At 68.4% G+C, this 15,473-nt stretch carries 12 protein-coding genes and 5 pseudogenes; 10 read left to right on the forward strand and 7 right to left on the reverse strand.

Features of this window, described 5'->3' with window-relative positions:
- Nucleotides 1-38 precede the first annotated feature (38 nt).
- Complete coding sequence (locus ADL12_RS09035) at nucleotides 39-2,078, forward strand: KGGVGR-motif variant AAA ATPase (RefSeq protein ID WP_062700392.1); 2,040 nt, start codon at nucleotides 39-41, stop codon at nucleotides 2,076-2,078.
- Here the strand turns inward: ADL12_RS09035 and ADL12_RS09040 are convergent.
- Genes ADL12_RS09040 through ADL12_RS56240 form a run of 3 tightly spaced genes read right to left on the reverse strand, consistent with a single transcriptional unit; the run spans nucleotide 2,043 to nucleotide 3,144 of the window.
- Entirely contained in the window at nucleotides 2,043-2,618 is a 576-nt protein-coding gene (locus ADL12_RS09040; RefSeq protein WP_244187827.1) for an IS3 family transposase, read from the reverse strand. The genes ADL12_RS09035 and ADL12_RS09040 overlap by 36 nt on opposite strands.
- 35 nt (nucleotides 2,619-2,653) lie before the next feature.
- On the reverse strand, nucleotides 2,654-2,983 hold the full coding sequence (locus ADL12_RS52535) for an IS3 family transposase (protein ID WP_107119865.1): 330 nt from the start codon (nucleotides 2,981-2,983) through the stop codon (nucleotides 2,654-2,656).
- Between the two features lie 2 nt (nucleotides 2,984-2,985).
- Complete coding sequence (locus ADL12_RS56240; protein WP_244187828.1) at nucleotides 2,986-3,144, reverse strand: hypothetical protein; 159 nt, start codon at nucleotides 3,142-3,144, stop codon at nucleotides 2,986-2,988.
- Between the two features lie 77 nt (nucleotides 3,145-3,221).
- Here ADL12_RS56240 and ADL12_RS09055 point away from each other — a divergent pair.
- The 3 genes and pseudogenes from ADL12_RS09055 to ADL12_RS58060 all read left to right on the forward strand — a co-directional run.
- A pseudogene (locus ADL12_RS09055) lies at nucleotides 3,222-3,764 on the forward strand (hypothetical protein).
- Between the two features lie 10 nt (nucleotides 3,765-3,774).
- Nucleotides 3,775-7,590 carry a hypothetical protein gene (locus ADL12_RS09060; RefSeq protein WP_159053117.1) on the forward strand — a complete coding sequence of 1,272 codons (3,816 nt, stop codon included), beginning with the start codon at nucleotides 3,775-3,777 and terminating at the stop codon, nucleotides 7,588-7,590.
- 157 nt (nucleotides 7,591-7,747) lie between these two features.
- Nucleotides 7,748-7,918 (forward strand): annotated as a pseudogene (locus tag ADL12_RS58060) (transposase); the annotation flags it as partial.
- 156 nt (nucleotides 7,919-8,074) lie between these two features.
- Here ADL12_RS58060 and ADL12_RS58065 read toward each other — a convergent pair.
- Nucleotides 8,075-8,241, reverse strand: a pseudogene (locus tag ADL12_RS58065) (1-acyl-sn-glycerol-3-phosphate acyltransferase); the annotation flags it as partial.
- A gap of 191 nt (nucleotides 8,242-8,432) precedes the next feature.
- Nucleotides 8,433-8,645: a hypothetical protein gene (locus tag ADL12_RS09065; protein ID WP_062700483.1), complete on the reverse strand. Its 213-nt coding sequence runs from the start codon at nucleotides 8,643-8,645 to the stop codon at nucleotides 8,433-8,435.
- A 420-nt stretch (nucleotides 8,646-9,065) separates the two neighbouring features.
- Between ADL12_RS09065 and ADL12_RS09070 the strand changes: the two are divergent.
- Nucleotides 9,066-10,541 (forward strand): annotated as a pseudogene (locus tag ADL12_RS09070) (SpoIIE family protein phosphatase); the annotation flags it as partial.
- A 215-nt stretch (nucleotides 10,542-10,756) separates the two neighbouring features.
- Here ADL12_RS09070 and sufC read toward each other — a convergent pair.
- Nucleotides 10,757-11,521: a Fe-S cluster assembly ATPase SufC gene (gene sufC, locus ADL12_RS09075; RefSeq protein WP_062700395.1), complete on the reverse strand. Its 765-nt coding sequence runs from the start codon at nucleotides 11,519-11,521 to the stop codon at nucleotides 10,757-10,759.
- Between the two features lie 176 nt (nucleotides 11,522-11,697).
- Here sufC and ADL12_RS09080 point away from each other — a divergent pair, with 176 nt between their 5' ends.
- Nucleotides 11,698-11,928 (forward strand): hypothetical protein, encoded by a 231-nt coding sequence (locus ADL12_RS09080; protein ID WP_062700396.1) that lies wholly within the window; start codon nucleotides 11,698-11,700, stop codon nucleotides 11,926-11,928.
- A 27-nt stretch (nucleotides 11,929-11,955) separates the two neighbouring features.
- Here ADL12_RS09080 and ADL12_RS53840 read toward each other — a convergent pair whose 3' ends face one another.
- Complete coding sequence (locus tag ADL12_RS53840) at nucleotides 11,956-12,123, reverse strand: hypothetical protein (protein ID WP_159053118.1); 168 nt, start codon at nucleotides 12,121-12,123, stop codon at nucleotides 11,956-11,958.
- Nucleotides 12,124-12,532: 409 nt separating this feature from the next.
- Between ADL12_RS53840 and ADL12_RS09085 the strand changes: the two genes are divergently transcribed.
- The 4 genes and pseudogenes from ADL12_RS09085 to ADL12_RS09100 all read left to right on the forward strand — a co-directional run bounded on the left by ADL12_RS09085 (nucleotide 12,533) and on the right by ADL12_RS09100 (nucleotide 15,469).
- Entirely contained in the window at nucleotides 12,533-12,964 is a 432-nt protein-coding gene (locus tag ADL12_RS09085) for a DUF2267 domain-containing protein (RefSeq protein WP_062700397.1), read from the forward strand.
- Nucleotides 12,965-13,146: 182 nt separating this feature from the next.
- Nucleotides 13,147-13,356, forward strand: a complete 210-nt coding sequence (locus tag ADL12_RS09090) for a hypothetical protein (RefSeq protein WP_062700398.1) — start codon at nucleotides 13,147-13,149, stop codon at nucleotides 13,354-13,356.
- Between the two features lie 75 nt (nucleotides 13,357-13,431).
- The gene (locus ADL12_RS09095; protein WP_062700400.1) at nucleotides 13,432-14,316 is read left to right on the forward strand and encodes a universal stress protein; all 885 of its coding nucleotides are present in this window, start codon (nucleotides 13,432-13,434) and stop codon (nucleotides 14,314-14,316) included.
- 437 nt (nucleotides 14,317-14,753) lie between these two features.
- Nucleotides 14,754-15,469, forward strand: a pseudogene (locus ADL12_RS09100) (transposase).
- The last annotated feature ends 4 nt before the right edge of the window (nucleotides 15,470-15,473 follow it).

Consider the following 15,473-nt stretch of genomic DNA (forward strand, 5'->3'; position numbering starts at 1 on the left):
TGCGCTGCGAATCCGATACTGCATGGCAGGGAGCGGCAATGACCGATGGCCGTGACGGACGCGTCGTCACGTTCTACTCCTACAAGGGTGGTACGGGCCGCACGATGGCGCTGACCAACACCGCCTGGATTCTCGCCGCCAACGGCAAGCGAGTCCTCGTGGTGGACTGGGATCTGGAGGCGCCGGGCCTGCACCGCTTCTTCCACCCCTTCCTTGACCCCGCGGTGCTGGGCGCCACCACCGGCGTGATCGACATGATCACCGACTACGCGTGGGCCGCCACCGAGCAGCCGACCACAGTTGCCGACTCCTGGCATCTGCCCTACACCCGGATCCGGACCCATGCCGTCTCCCTGAACTGGGAATTCCCTGAGGGCGGGACCCTCGACTTCGTCTCGGCGGGTCGGCAGAGTCGAGAGTACTCGGCTCTGGTCAGCGCCTTCGACTGGGACAACTTCTATGAGCGGCTCGCGGGCGGTCTCTTCCTGGACGCCATGCGCGAGGAGATGAAGCGGCACTACGACTACGTTCTCCTCGACAGCCGCACCGGCCTCAGCGACACCGCGGACATCTGCACGGTGCACCTGCCCGACATGCTGGTCGTCTGCTTCACCCTCAGCGACCAGAGCATAGATGGCGCAGCTTCCGTCGCCCGCGAGATCAGTGAGCGCTACGGCGACCGTGGGATCCGGATCCTGCCCGTGCCGATGCGCATCGACGAGGGCGACAAGGAGAGGGCCGACGCCGGCCGAGCCCTCGCCCGGCGGAAATTCGAGGGTCACCCCGAGGGGTTCACGGCGTCCGGTCTGGCTTCCTACTGGGCTTCAGTGGAGATCCCATACCGGCCCTTCTACGCATACGAGGAGATACTGGCGACCTTCGGCGATGAGCCCGGTGTCGCCAACTCGTTGCTCAGCGCCTTTGAACGTCTCACCGCCTTTGTCTCCGACGGCGAGGTCACCACCCTGCCACCGATCGCGGAGACCGCGCGCCGGCGCACGTTTGGCATGTTCGTGCGCCCTCGCGCCCCCCTGCTCACGGATCTCTGGCTCGCGCACGTCCCCGAGGACCGGATGTGGGCGGACTGGACGGAGAGTGTCCTGCTCAGGTCGGGCTTCCTCGTTCGAGCTGTGGGGGTCGCGCCACCACCGGACAGGGAAATGGGGAGGGTGGTTGTTCTGCTGTCCGCGGCGTATATGCGCTCCACGTCGGGTCGCGCTCAGTGGGAGGCGTTGAAGGGCCTGGACGGCACCGGTGCATGGCGTGAACCCGTCCTGATTCGCGTCGGCGACGGCCCGCTGTCGGGCAGCGACCCGGTGGACCTGACAGGGCTGGACGAGGACACTGCGGCTGCGGCACTGTTGCGCGCTCTGGACCGCCCCGCTCTGCCGAACCATGATGCGGTGCCGACTCCCCGCTTTCCCGGCACAGTGCCCGCGGTGCAGAACGCTCCCGTACGCAACCATTTCTTCACCGGCCGCCAGGTGATCCTGGATGCCTTGCGCGATCAACTCGTAACAGCGTCGGCGCCATTGGTGGTGCAGGGGCCGACTGGTGTCGGCAAGTCACAGGTCGCACTGGAGTATGCGCACCGCTTCTTGGCCGACTACGACCTGGTGTGGTGGGTACCTGCCGCCGAGGCCGAGCAGGTGGTCGCCTCACTGGCCGAACTCGCCGACCGCCTGGACGTCCCGAGCGCCCCCGACGCCTGGTCCGCCGCCCGACAAGCCCTGGACGCGCTGAACAGGGGGAGGCCGTATGCCCGATGGCTCCTGGTGTACGACGGCGCGGAGGACCCTCAACAGATGACCCCGTACGTCCCCGAAGGCGGCCATACCCTGATCACCACGCGGAACCCGCACTGGGGTCGGCTCGCCGCCACTCTCGATCTGGATACCTTTCTGCGGGAAGAGTCCGTGGAGCACCTACGGCGCCGCGTCCGGGATCTGTCGCTCGAAGGCGCCCAGCACGTGGCCGACGCAGTGGGCGACCTGCCGTCGGCGGTCGATCAAGCCGCCGTCTGGCTGGACGAAACGGCGATGTCAGCCGACGCCTACCTTGAGCAGTTGCAGGAATAGGCCCAGCCAGTACGGCCGCAGCCACCCGAAAATCAATGCCGGCCGGAACCGGGTGAAGCCAGCGACTGTCAATCCCCTCCGAACGTGGAGACCTTCCAAGAAGTCGGTGATCCAGGTGGCGATCCTGATCTGGGCCTCGGCGCGGGTGGCGAAGGTGTGCCGGTGGACGTATTCGACCTTGAGCACGCTGTTGAACGCCTCGCTGACGCCATTGTCGAAGCATGATCCGACACGGCCCATGGACGGGAAGACGTCCAGCCTGCGGCAGGCCCGCCGGAACCTGCGGCAGCCGTACTCGCTTCCGCGATCACTATGAAGAATGACGCCGCGCACGTCACCGCCGCGGGTGGCTGCGGTCATGTTGAGGGCGGCGACTACCAGGCAGGCGTCGTGACGCTCTCCCATTGCATAGCCGAGCAGGCGGCGGGAGAACAGGTCGATGACCGTGGCCAGATACAACTTGCCCTCGCCGGTCTCGATCTCCGTCATGTCCCCGCACCAGACGAGATCGGGCCCCTCTGCGGTGAAGTCCCGCTTCACGTAGTCCGGTGCGGCGGGCCGTTTGCCCGGCCGGGTCAGCCCCCTGCGTCTGCGGACCTCCGGGCAACCAGGCCGAGTTCGGCCATGAGTTTGGCGATGGTGTTGACCGACACCCGCCAGCCCTGCCGCATCAGCGTGATCCAGATCTTCGGCGAGCCGTAGGTGCCGCCGGACTGGGTAAACACCTCTTTCACCGCCTCGGCCAGCTGCTGCCGGCGGACCTCACGGCCGGTGGGCCGGCGGCTGCGGTGCTTGTAGAACCACGACTCGCTCACGCCCAGGGCGCGGCAGGAGACGCGGTGCGGGATGCCGCGCATGGTCCTTTGGCCGCCGATCGCCCCGATGACGGACGTCGGGTCCGCCACGGCTACTTCACCCACAGGACCATGCAGCGTTTGAGGACATCACGCTCCATCGCGAGTTCCTTGTTGTCCCGTTTGAGCTGGGCGTTCTCCCGCTGCAGCCGCTCCAGCTCGTCATTCCCGCCGCCCGGAGCGTGCCCGCGCGACCGGCCCGCGATATCCAACTGGCTAGCGTGGTCTCGTTGATCCCCAGATCCTTCGCGACCTCGGCGACAGTCTTGCAGGGAGAAGGCGGTGGTCTGTGGCGGATCCGGAAGAGGGCGTCAACATCGGGCAGTTGCTGCTTGCTGTGTACCAGAGCGTCAAGGACGAGCAAGGGCGGGTATCCGGTTCCGCGGCAACCTTCTTTACGCGACGCTCGCGGTCACCGCGACGATCACCACGGTCGCGGCGCAGTCCGATCCGGCATCGATGCTGGCCGCCCTGCCGCCGGTGTGCATCGTCCTGGGGCGGACGCACCTGGTCAACGACGAGAAGATCTCCGCGATCGGACGTCCGCAACGAACTGGGCCCCCGTCTGTCACAACTGGCGGGGTCCAGCGGTGACTTCGCGGCATTCGGATGGCAGAGGGCCCATCGCAGCGACGCGCGCCGCCGCTCTCGCAAAGCCTTCCAGTGCGTGGTGGACTTGGCGGTGTTCTACGTGCTGCCGCTGGTGGTGTTCTGGGCTGGCGGACCGGGCGGCGGGCTGCTCGTCGCCCTGTCGGTGCTGGAGGCGCTGGCGGTGGCCGGCCTCGCCGTGCAGGTCGTGCTGTACGCCAGGCCAGCGCGCGGTGCGGCCTGAACCTCTACCGTTGACCTACGGCTCCGAGCGGGCCGGTTGTGTCGAGCGGGGGAAGGGGCAGATGGACGAGTCGTTGCCGACGTCGTTGCTGGCGGCGTTGGCCGAAGGCGCCGGCGGGGAGGCCGGGCGCCGGCTGGTGGAGGAACTGGCGCGGGCGCTGGCACAGGACCCGAGTGCCTCCGCACAAGTGCTTGCCGAGGCGGCTGCCCAGCCCGCCCGGCAGGAAGCGGTGCGGTCCTGGGTCGACCGGTTGGCAGCCCTGTTCGTCGCCGATCCGCAGATCGCGCAAGCGGTTGCGGAGGCTATGCAGCGGCATACGCCGGGGAGCGCGGAGACCTGGTATCTAGGGGACCACATCGACTTCCGGGGCGGAGTCTTCCTGGGCGATGTGGTCGGCACGCAGGTCGTGATCCAGCAGAACGGGCCCGCGGAGTCGGATCCCTGGATGAAACCCGACGACTACCTCCGCCAGGTGAACCAGGGCTCGGTCTACACGCACCGCTGGCGACTCGTCGGACGTACTCAGACCATGGACAGCCTCGTACCGTTCGCCACGAACGAGCAAGGAGGCGTCGCGCTCCTCATCGGTAGGGGCGGAGTCGGGAAGACGAAGATCGTGACAGCTCTGTGCGAAGCGCTGCGCGAGGCAGAGCCCGCCGTCGAAGTACGGGTGCTCGGCCCCGACTCCGCCATCGGCCCGGGCTCGTTCAGGGAACTGCCGAGCACAGGCAGTCTTCTGGTGATCGTCGACGACGCACACGACAACACCCTCCCCCTGGAAAAGGTTGTTTCCGCGGTCCGGAGCGCCAACGGCTCCGCCAACGTACTGCTCTCCCTACGGCCCTACGGCGTGGCCCACGCCCGTCGCGCACTGGCCCAGGCCGGCCTGCACGCGAGCGAGGCCACCATGGTCGAGATCGGGGACCTGGACTTCGACGACGCCCTCTCCTTGGCCAGCGAGATCCTGGACGAAGTAGTACGGTTTCACGCACCGAGGCTCGCCACCGCGGCACGGGATTGCCCGCTGCTGATCGTCACCGGCGCATCGCTGATCAACAGCGGAGCCCTGGACCCCAGGAGATTCGAGGGCGACGAGCAACTCCACCTGGAACTCACGGACCGGCTTGCCGAGGCGCTGACCGCCGATCCGGCATCCGGGCAGGTACCCCAGGACCTGCTTTTTGCCCTCGCCGCGTTCCAGCCTGTGCGGCTTGCGGAACCGGAGGTCCGCACGTCGCTGGAAGCCCTGATCGGCTTGCCGTTCGACGTCTGCGCCCGGCACTTGGCGACCCTGGAGGGTGCCGGGGTGGTGCTGAGCCACGGCACCACCGTGCGTCTGGTGCCGGACCTGCTGGGTGACGCCCTGCTCGTCAAGGCAGCGCTTCACAGCAGCACAGGGCTGCCCACGGGCTACCTCGCCAGAGCCATGGAAGCCGGCCAGGGGAGTGCGCTGGCCCACTTGGTGGTGAACACCGGCCGTGTGGAGTGGCAACAGGGCACCGGAACCGGCGGGCTGATCCAGCCCCTGTGGGAGCAGATCACGGCAGCGTTCCGCGCTGCGGACGCACGGGAGCGGGTGAGTCTGTTGGAGGTCGTGGTGAAGGTCGCCTTCTTCCAACCACGGCGGGCTATCGACCTGGCCACGTGGGCGGTGGACAACCCCTGCGACCCCGTCACCGCGGAAGTCGGGTTCGGATTGACCCACACCTGGACCGACACGGATGTGCGCTATGCCCTGGCCCCTGTCCTCCAGGCTGCCGCTCATTCTCTGGAGTTCCTGCCGCAGGCGGCCTCCCTTCTCTGGTGCCTGGGCCGCGACGACCAGCGCCCCCTGCCTCAATACCCCTTGCACCCCTTGCGGATTCTGGCGGAACTGGCCGGCTACACCCGCTGGGGCCCCACCGAGTACCAGCAGATCCTCGTCAGCCAGGTCGAGCGCTGGCTGGCCCGCGCACCCGCCACTCCGTCCGTCCACCAGCCGCTGAGCGTGCTCGCCCCTGTGCTGACCACGGAAGACCATGACGAGCTGTGGACACCCACGACCTGGACCCTGACCTTCCGCCCCTACGTGCTGGACCCCACCAGGGAGGTCCTGGACATGCGCGGCGCGGCGCTGGACCTGGCGTTCGAGGAGCTGGGACACCCGCAGCTCGAACGCGCCTCCGCGGCCCGCTCCCTCATCGGCAACGCAATCAGCCTGCCACTTGGCGGTTTCGGGCTGACGGTGACGGACGCCATGTGCCAGCCGTGGATCCCACACCTCGCGAGCACCATCGACCGGCTGCACCGATACATCGTTGAGCACCCCCTGCCGCCGGCAATCCTGCTCGCCGTGCGCACTGAGCTGCGCTGGCACGCACAGCACGGCCCCGACGGCCTCCGTCGCCTCGCCGAAGACCTGTTGAGCGCAATCCCCACCTCACCGGACAACGAACTCGCCCGGGCGCTACACGGCGGACCGGCCGACCCGGCCGTCTACTCCGACGTCTCGGACTCGCGTGCGGCGCAAGACGCGCTGTTCAGCGACGCGATGGCCGCTCTCGCCGACTGGACAGACGAAACGATCGCCGCGCGCGTCGATGTCTTGCTCAGCGAGAACGACAGGGTCTTCGGCACCGACAGCGGACGAGCCCGGTCCTTCATCCGGACGCTGGTCACCCACCGCCCGTCCGTCGGCGAAGCCATCTGCGAGCAAGCCATGGCCGCGCCCGAGTGCTCGCTGGCATCGCTGGTGTCGGTCACTCTCGCTGCAATGGGACACTCCGCCGGCGACCGCGCGGTCCACTGGGGTCGAACGCTCATGGGCTCGGAGAACACCGAACTCACCCGGGAAGTGGCACAGGCGTTTGGTAACCAGCGCGGTCGCGGCGATCTGCTGGACGGCGAGGCGGACCTGCTGCGCGAACTCGCCATCCACGGGGACAACATCGTGCGCAGGGCCACTCTCGGCGCCGTGCACGTCATCGCCGCGCAGCACAAGGACCTGGCCGTCGAACTGCTCACCGCATCGCCCGCCATGGAGACAGCGGACTTTGAGGCGTTCGCCATGGCTGTGGCCGGTGCCCCATACAGACCGATGTCCTGGTCGGATCTCTCCAATGACCAGCAGGAGGCATTCCTCACCGCCCTGACCGCAGCACCGTCCATCGACGGCTACGAGATCGGCCGGTTCCTCGCAGAACTTGCCAGCGCCGAACCCCTTACCGTCATCGAACTGCTCGAAGCAAGGGCGGAGTCCTCACCAGGCCAAGCGACTGGCATGCACTCCGCCCTGCCCTTCCGCTGGCATGTGACACCGCCGTTCCTCGATCACGACGACTTCCCGGACCTGCTGCGACAGATCCGCGACTGGATCGCCGCCGACCCGGAGTCCGCCCGCAGGCGCTACCTGGGAGCCCACCTCTTCGAGCTTGTCGCCGGGTCTTATGACGCCCGGGTCACTGATGTGATCGGCGAGTATCTCGACGACAGCGACCCCGTGAAGATCACGGTCGCCGCGGCAATGCTGTCCAAGGCACCCCGGACGCTCGTCTGGGACGTCGGGTTCGTACGCTGCTGCCTGCGTGCCGCGGACCGCCACGGAGACGACAGCCTGAAGAGAATGAGGGGCGCCCTGTACGACGCTTGCATGGGCGGGATGCGTTGGGGGACGCCTGGCGAGCCCCACCCCGAGGATATAGAGCAGCAGGCGAAGGCCACTGAGTTGGCCGACGGATGTGTCCGGGGTAGCGTCGAGGAACAGTTCTACCGCGATCTCGCGCACGCCGCCCTGGACCGTATGCGGGATGAAACGGACGAGCTCCCCCCGGACGGCCGAGACTGGTGAGGTCGAAGAGATGCCATTGGGGGATTTCCTCATAGAGGGCGGTTACCTGATCGGCATGCCCCTGCACGCATGACGGCAAGGAAGTCGAGCTCTAAACCACTCTAATAGGACTCCGTTAGGTCTTCCTGTCGGGCCTGCTCCGGAGCATGTTGGGTGTGTGGACGCACATGAAGTGAACCGTGTACGGGCGAAGTTGGCGTTATACGTGGCGGATGTGTTCGCCTCGGTGCCGCGCAAAGACCAGCGGGCCAAGGGCGACTGCTATCTGCGCGGACTGATGCTGGACGGTCGCCGCAAGTCCATCCAGGCCATTCGCCGACCGGTGCCGGTGCGTCCGCAGGGCGGCGGGCCGACTCTTCATACGCCCAGCCTGCCCACAGGCGGAGGCCCGTGTGCGGGCCCGCCGCAGGAGGGGACGTGGCCCCGGCAACCCGTTGGGCGGACATCGAGCGCTACGGACGACAGATCACCACCACGCTGCTCCTCGCACTTGCAGGACCGCGGGCATGAGGAGGGGGTCAGCGAAGGACAGGTGATTCCCGGCGACGATCGCCGCTGCGCCGGAACATGCTCGTGCCCCTCGACCCGCGGCCGGAACAGCAGCCGCAGCAGCGGCCCGAGAAGGACGTACTTGAGCACGTGATAGAACACGGCTCCCCACTGCCGAATCAGGTGCTGTGGTTGGCCCGCGTGGCCCTCATCTCTCCTACGCCCGCCGTCCAGCTCGCCCCGCCTGTGCCCGTGACCCGGATCGTCTCCCCAGGGCGACGTCGTCACCGGCTACCTCATGCAGTCGGCCGACGCCTGTAAGACGCCAGACCGCGGTACGGGCCGTCACTGAGTCAGCGGGCGCAGCCGACGTCCAGCACTACGACCACGTCACCATGGCGGGTGTATACGAGCCAGCACCATTCACCGAACGCTGCGGCCAGGTCCGAGACCTTTGTCGTCGGGTCCACGGCCACAGCGGTGATGAGCGCGATGATCTCCGCATGCACGTCGTCCGGGACGTCGAAGAGCACGTCGGCCGCCGGTTGGATCAGTTCGACTTTCATGGTGACTCCCGCGGACAGCAGGAGCGGCACGGTAGGGAGCCGTTCATTGCGCCCGGGACTGTGGGCGACTACCACCAGAATCCCTCCGGACACGAGTGCTTGGCCACTCCCCGGCGGGGTGGGTCCGGCCGTCGGCCGTGTCGGCCCCGCTCTGCACCCGCCGATGGGCCAGAAGTCGCGCCCCGCCGCCGGCCCGCGACCCGCCGCCGGCCGTTCGCCCGCAATGCCCTTTGTCCTCAGGCCAGCAGCCCGCCTCGGCGTCAGCAGCGGGACATGGCGCGGGTCGCCGTCAGGCTCTGACACGACCAGCAGCCTTGGCTTGTGCACTTCTGCCCATTCACCATCTGAAGTGCGCGTCGGGCCCCGGTAGCACACTGGAAGGAAGGGGGTGAGGGCATGTACGACCACACCCTGGCGGCGGAAAACGCTGCGGCTGCCGTGGACGCGCGGGGCGTCGTCGCGGCGTGGAGCCGGGGTGCCCGGTTGCTTCTCGGGTACGAGCCGGTCGAAGTGATCGGACGTCCGGCGACTGATCTTCTTGCCGCGCGCCTTCCGGATTCGGCGTGGCGGAGCCTGTCACAGCAGGAGCCGTGGGCCGGACGGGTCGCGCTGCGGGACCGGGACGGTCACACGATCGAGGCGGATGTGCGGGCCTACCCGCTGGTAGGTGCCGATGACCACGTCGGATGGTTCATCCACGCCGCCCCACCGGAGACCGACGGTGCGGACCTGGCCCTGCAGCGTCGCCTGCTTCTGTATCACCGGCCCGCGCAGCCGGCGGTGGACGCGGCGATGCGTTACCTGCCCGCGGATCCGCGGGCAGGTGTGGGTGGCGACTGGTTCGATGCCATCCCTCTGTCCGGTGCCCGGGTGGCTCTCGTCGTCGGCGATGTCGTCGGTCACGGCATCCATGCTTCCGCCACCATGGGCCAGCTGCGCAGTGAGATCCGCGCCCTGGCGGATGTCGATCTTCCTCCCGACGAACTGCTGACCCACCTCGACGACCTCGTCCTCGAAGAGATCGAGGAGGGCATCGAATCCTCCGGGGAGGTCGGCGCGACCTGCCTGTACGCGGTCTACGACCCGGTCTCCCGCCACTGCACCCTGGCCAGCGCCGGCCACCCCGCCCCGGCCGCCGTCATGCCGGATGGCTCCGTGGACTTCATCCAGCTGGCACCAGGGCCCCCTCTGGGGGTGGGCGGCCTGCCCTTCGAGGCCACCGACGTCCGCCTGCCCGAAGGCAGCCTGCTCGTCCTGTACACGGATGGACTGGTCGAGGCCCACGGCCGGGACATCGACAGCGGAATGCAGGAACTCGCGCACGTCCTGGCCGGACCCGCCCCCTCGCTGGAGGCCGTCTGCGACAACCTGATCACGGCACTCCTGCCCGAGCACCCGGACGACGACGTCGCCTTGGTCGTCGCCCGGACCAACGCGCTGGGTCCCTCGCACGTGGTCACCTGGGACCTGCCCGCGGCGCCCGTCATCGTGGCCGACGCGCGCCGACGGGTTGCCGACCAGCTCACGACCTGGGGCATGCACGACGCCGTCCCGATCACCGAGCTGATCGTCAGTGAGCTGGTCACCAACGCCATCCGGTACGCCGAGGCCCCCATCCAGCTGCGGCTCATCCGCGACACGGCGCTGATCTGCGAGGTCTCCGACGCCAGCAGTACCTCTCCCCACGCGCGCCGTGCCCGTGTCCTGGACGAGGGCGGCCGTGGCCTGTTCCTGGTCGGCCAGCTCGCCGAACGCTGGGGCACCCGTCATACGCCGACAGGAAAGACCATCTGGGCGGAGCAGCTCAGACCACTCTCTCGCCCCCGGCCTCAACGCCTGCCCGCCGGGAGACCACATGCAGCGGATCACGTGGTGGGATCACGACAACCAGCGTGAGGACCCCGCGTGGCCGACCGACAGGTTCGACCTGCCCACCAGGGATGGCGGCGATCGGGAGTGCCGGAAGTCTTGATCGTGTCGTTGCGCGGGAGGCGCGCATACTGATCTCACTCGGTCCGAGGCTCGCGTCAAGGCGAGCCCGGTGGGCCCCGTATGGCGGTGGACCGAGTCTCGCCTTGCCTGACGGCTGTTGTGGGGCGCGGGCCGGCGGCTCAGCCCCTTGCGGCGCCCTTCACGTACGCCTCGTAGCCCTCTTCTTCCAGCCGCTCGGCGAGCTCCGGGCCGCCGGAGTCGGCGATCCGGCCCTCGGCGAAGACGTGGACGTAGTCGGGGTGGATGTAGCGCAGGATGCGCGTGTAGTGGGTGATCAGCAGGGTGGCAACCTGGCCGGTGGCGCGGACGCGGTTGACCCCCTCGGAGACGATGCGCAGCGCGTCGACGTCCAGGCCGGAGTCGGTCTCGTCGAGGATGGCGATCTTCGGTTTGAGCAGTTCCAGCTGGAGGATCTCGTGGCGCTTCTTCTCGCCGCCGGAGAAGCCCTCGTTGACGTTGCGCTCCGCGAAGGACGGGTCGATCTGGAGTCGCTCCATCGCCTCTTGGACCTCCTTCAGCCAGAGGCGCAACCTTGGGGCCTCGCCGCGTACGGCGGTGGCGGCGGTGCGCAGGAAATTGGACATCGACACGCCGGGGACCTCCACCGGGTACTGCATGGCGAGGAACATCCCGGCCCGGGCCCGTTCGTCGACCTTCATGGCGAGCACGTCCTCGCCGTCCAGGGTGACGGTGCCGGAGGTGACGTGGTACTTGGGGTGCCCGGCGAGTGCGTAGGCGAGGGTGGTCTTGCCGGAGCCGTTGGGGCCCATGACGGCATGCGTCTCGCCCTGTCGTACTGTCAGGTCGACTCCGTGGAGGATTTCACGCGGCCCGCTGTCGGTGCCGACCGAACAACGCAGGTCGCGGACAGTAAGCGTCGCCATGGGTCTCACCTCTTTTGTAGGTGGGCGGGGTAACGGGTCACGGTTCGTGCGCGGGTTACAGGTACTGCATCTTCAGCATGCGCCTCGCGCACCCATCGGTTGGCCCTGGACGGCGAGTGGCAGTGGTGCCGGCACCCGCGGGGCCCTACGTGTTGCCTCTCTGCCAGGGAGCATCGGTGTGGGAGACGTACCCGGTGTCGCTGAATCTGATGGGGCTATTTGAGCGCCTCCGTTACACCCAGCACGCCGAGCCCGGCCAGCGGTTCACCCCCGACGCCTTCGATGGCCAGGTCAGCAACACCGTCGCCATGAGCATTGAAGGCCGCCCCGTCGAGGGCGGCTGTACTGTCGTCGAAGCGGAGGGCTCCGCAAGCCTGAAGAGCGTTCCCTGCCACCCGCCCCTCTGAGAAGGCCAGGGCGCCGGGACGTGTGACCTACTGTGCGGTCTTGTCCATGTCCGGACTCGGGGTGTCGCCGACGTAGTGCACCTGGATGCCCGGCTCGAAGCCGGCCTGCTCGATCTTCGCGTCAGTGCTGTTCGTCCGATGGCGGCAGTGCACACCCTCCTTCGCAGGGTGCGGAATCCGGATCTCGCCCTCCACGAGCCTCAACGTGCCGCTAACGCCCTGGTGCGGGCCCCATGACGTAGTAGCGCATGCCCGCACCCTGCCTGTACTCCACAGGGAGCTCAACAGGCCCATCGGCGCGAGCTGGGACCAGTCCTGCCACGGGGACTGAAGGCCCGGGGCGCCGCCTCAGTGGCCGTCGTGATGCCGTGCAGTGGCGCGGCTGCCAACCGGTTCGGGCCGCCCTAGCATGGAGCTACGGGAGGACACAGAAGCCACCGCGCGCACCTTGTGCCGCGCATGCGGTACGGCACCGGGCAGGTGCCGCCCGACCCGCGCCACTACTGCATGCGCTGACCGTTCGCAGAGCCGAACACCGCCCACGCGGAGGCGCGGCAACCCCGGACGCGCAAAGGCGCCACGGAAAACCGGAAGGGGAAAACCGATGCCCCCAACACATCCACCTGACTTCGAGCACGCCATCCACACCGCCAACATCTGGCTGAAAGCGGTGTCCGAGGCTCTGGAAACCGAGGACCGCCACCTCGCCCACCGGCTGCTACGCACCTGGCTGCACACGCTCCGCGACCGGGTCACCATCGACGTGGCCGCCCACTTCGCCGCGCAGCTGCCCGAGCTGCTGCGGGGCGCCTACTACGACGGCTGGGACCCCAGCACCGTACCGATCAAATACGACCGCGAAGGCTACGTGAACCGCTTCGTCCAGGAAGCAAGGGTCACTGCCGAAGAGGTGCCCCGGATCGTTCCCGCAGTCACCGCCGTCGTACGCGAGCACGTCTCGCCCGGGCAACTGGAGGCGGCACTGGAGCAACTTCCGCACGACATCCGCGCACTCCTCCTCCAGCCGACGGCCTGACCGAGCCCTTCGCACACGGTAGCCAACAGCATGGCGTCACTGCCCGATCGCCCAACACCACTTCTTGGCCTTGGGGCACGGACGTCGCTCCTGCACCGAGTTCGACCGACAGATGCACGACGGCCTGATCACCCCTGCGGAGTAACGGCCAGGCCCGTCACCGCCTCGCAAAGGAGCACGACATGACGCAGCACCCCTCCCCCGAGCCCGACGCCGCACCCGGGCCGGAAGCGCGGCTGAGCCGGCTGGAGGCACAGGTCGCGACCCTGGCCGAGGCCATCCGGGCACTCGCCCGTGGGCTGGAGAACATCCCGTCACAGGACGTTCCGCCCGAGGAAGCGGCACGCGGCGCACGACTCGCCCACGAGCTCCTGCTTTCCCAGGGCCTGTAGACGCAGCGTCGCTGCTGTGGCCGGCACCAGCACCGGGACCGACGGGCCGGTCGAAGAGATCACTGGGATTCGGCGATGACACATACAGAAGGACGTAGACCAATCGTGGCCGGCGTCGACCCCGATCCGGGGAAACGCACGGCACTCGCTTGGGCCGCCGACGAGGCGGCCCGACGGCGCCTGCCACTGCTGCTGGTCCTCGCGCAGAACGTGCCGACCCCCGGATACCGGCCGACAGGCGGTCGACCGTCCTGGGAGGAGTGGAACGAGGCGCTGCACGCGACGGGGAATCGCGTGCTGGAAGATGCGGTGGCCTTCGTGGAATCCCGGCATCCGCAAGTGCGGGTGTCCGGGCTGCTGGCGGAGGGACATCCGGCATGGATACTGCGCGAGCAGGCGCAGAACGCCACTCAGGTCGTGCTCGGTTCCTGGCATCTGAGTGCCGTCCAGGAGCTTTTCACCTCCGCCTCGGTCGCCCTGCCGGTCATCGCCCACGCGCCCTGCCCGGTGGTGGTCGTACCGGAGCCGGAACACATCCCCCAGCAGCAGCCGTACTACGTGGTCGGGGCCGACGGCAGCCCTCAGTCCGCCGCCGCCGTCGACTTCGCGTTCGAGGAGGCCGCCCTGCGCGGTGCCGCCCTGCGGGCCCTGTACGTGTGGCAGCCTCCGCGGCTCGGAGCCCTGGACGAGGACGCGGCCGTCCAGGAGTGCCGCAGGCTGCTGTCGGAGACGGTTGCCGGGCGTAGCGCCGCCCATCCGGAGGTGGAGCTGCACCACGAGGTCGTCAGAGGCCACCCGGTACAGGTCCTCACCAAGAGGTCCGAACACGCCCTCGGGCTGGTCGTGGGCACACGCGGGCACGGCGGCTTCACCGGCATGCTGCTGGGCTCCGTCGGTCAGGGCGTACTGCACCACGCACGCTGCCCGGTCATCACCGTCCCGCACACGCACAACCAGTAGCCGGCTTTTCACCGGCTGTGGCTCCTCGCTACAAGGCGCCGGGCCGCGAGCCGGGGCCGGTGCCAGTCGGCGGAAGTGACAGAGCACGGGTGTCGTCCGCCCGCCTCGAACGCCCAGGACGCGGGGACAGTACGGGAGCTCTCCCAGGGGCGGACGGTGGAAAGATCACCGGCCTGAACGAGCCCAGCGCCCACCTGCACGGCAAGCTCAGCGGGGAACTCGCCGCCAGCCACTGACCGCCGCCGACGGGCCGGCACCCACCTCACCGTGTGGACGCCGGCCCGTCGGCGTGCTGTGCCGCGTCGTCGCGTAGGCGTTCTGCGAGGAACGGGCGAGCTTCCGACTCCAGGCCAGGGGCTGGTCTCCCGCAACGCACGAGACTTCTGTGCTGTTGAGAAAGGTGTTCGACGTCTCAACTCATCAGCTCAGGAGCCTCGTTGGTTCCCTGTCGTGCCGCACTCGATCTGCCGCATGCTCTGGTTGAGTGGGTAACCATGAGTGGGTAACCATGCTCATCGTTACCCGTGAGGGTGACCGCCGCTGCAAGCTCCCGCCTCACCAGCGCGCTCTCGTCGGCCTGGTCTACCTGCGCCGGCACGACACGCTCGCGCAGATCGCCGCCGGTTTCGGCATATCCGTCGGCACTGCCCACGCCTACGCGACGGCCCTCGTCGGTCACCTGTCCCGGCGGGCGCCGGGGCTGCTGTGTGCCCTGCGGGAGAGCGATCCCGAGTACGTCCTGCTCGACGGAACCCTCGCCGAGTGCGACCGTGTCGGTGACGGCCGGGCCGACTTCTCGCAGAAGCACCGCCGCCACGGCGTGAACGTGCAGGTCGTCGCCGATCCCGCGGGCAACCTGCTGTGGATCTCACCCGCACTGTCCGGCCGCACCCACGACCTGACCGCGGCCCGCACACACCGAGTCATCCGGATCTGCGAGCGCCAGGGCATTCCGGTCCTTGCCGATCGCGCCTACATCGGGGCCGGCCCCTGGGTGACCACGCCGATCAGGCGACTTCCGCACCAGGACCTCAGCCCGACCCAGCGGACGGTCAACCGGGCCCTGCCAGCGGCGCGAGCACCCGTCGAACGAAGCGTTGCGAGACTGAAGTCCTGGCACGTCTTCCGCAAAGCCCGCGTCAGTTGGGACTGACGCG

The sequence above is a fragment of the Streptomyces regalis genome, from assembly GCF_001509475.1.
GTDB classification, from domain to species: Bacteria; Actinomycetota; Actinomycetes; order Streptomycetales; family Streptomycetaceae; genus Streptomyces; species Streptomyces regalis.